This window comes from Salinicola socius, assembly GCF_001937195.1.
In the GTDB taxonomy this organism is placed as follows: domain Bacteria; phylum Pseudomonadota; class Gammaproteobacteria; order Pseudomonadales; family Halomonadaceae; genus Salinicola; species Salinicola socius.
The window spans coordinates 1-1,050 of the sequence record NZ_MSDO01000077.1; the positions used below are offsets into that span (position 1 = coordinate 1).

The 1,050-nt window shown below is 66.4% G+C and carries 2 protein-coding genes; both read right to left on the minus strand.

The features are described from left to right. On the minus strand, positions 1-580 hold a 580-nt coding region (locus BTW07_RS18830), incomplete at its 3' end, for a secretin N-terminal domain-containing protein (RefSeq protein WP_279626557.1). Then, a partial coding sequence (locus BTW07_RS19915) for a P-loop NTPase family protein (protein WP_482822368.1) occupies positions 561-1,050 on the minus strand: 490 nt, incomplete at its 5' end. The genes BTW07_RS18830 and BTW07_RS19915, both read right to left, overlap by 20 nt.

A 1,050-nucleotide genomic window follows, 5' to 3' on the forward strand; every position in this document is an offset into this window, starting at 1 on the left:
TGGCGCGGATCAGTACCTGGGCGCGGGTCACGTCGATCTGGGGCAGTAGGCGTTCCAGGTCATCGACGCGATCCGCCGGGCCGTTGACCAGGAGCGCGTTGGACGCGTGGAGAACCTGGGCGTTGGCGGTCGACAGGCTGCCGGTGGTGGTCTGGGCCAGAAAGGCGTTGACCAGGGGCGCGAGATCGTCGGCCCGGAGATGGGTGATCGGCAGCACGCGGGAAACGGTGGGTTCGAGCGGTTCCGGGGTACCGATCTGGGCCAGGAACGTCTGTTGAGACCGAGCGGGTACCAGCGTCGGCGGATTGCCGGGGACAAGCTGGTAGCCGTGGGACTGCATCACGCCCTGGAAGAACTCGGGGAGCTGTTGCGGCGTCACGTCCGGCGCGTAGACGGTGAGGGTGCCGTCGACACGGGGATCGATGGCGATGGGCGTGGCGGTCTGCTGGGAGTACCAGTGGACGAACTCCCGCACGTCGGCGCCCTGCATATCGATGGGCATGGCGTGAGCGGGAATAGCAACGAACGAGACCGCGAGGGTGAGCGCGGCCAGGGCGTGTCTAGCAACCGATGTCAGCATGTTGGGCTCCAGATGCGAGGCGGAGGTGACAGGCGCCCATCGGCACGACCGTGAGCCCTTGGCGCTCGAGGTCGTGGCTGGTGGTGGGCCGGTTGTCGCCGTCCAGGAGTCGATAGGTAGTGAGGTCGCCCAGCTGGGCATACCCGGTGATCCGCGCCCGTCGGTAGGCCGTGAGGTCGACCGTCGGGGCGGGGGTGTCGGGCGTGGCCTCGGTGTCTGCTGTGCTGTTGCGGGCATCGACTTGATCGATGACCAGCACGGACGTGGTGAGGACGATGCCCAGAACGAAAGCGGCGACCGCCATCAACGGTCGGTTGAAGCGTTTCCAGTAGATGCGGGTCAGGCGCATATAGAACCTCGCGTCGCGGGGTACGCGGAACACGCCGTGAGTGAGCCACGGCGGCAGCATGGAATAGGTCTGGTGGGGATAGGCGTCGGAGAACGCCTGTTTGGTATCATAGGCCGGGTAG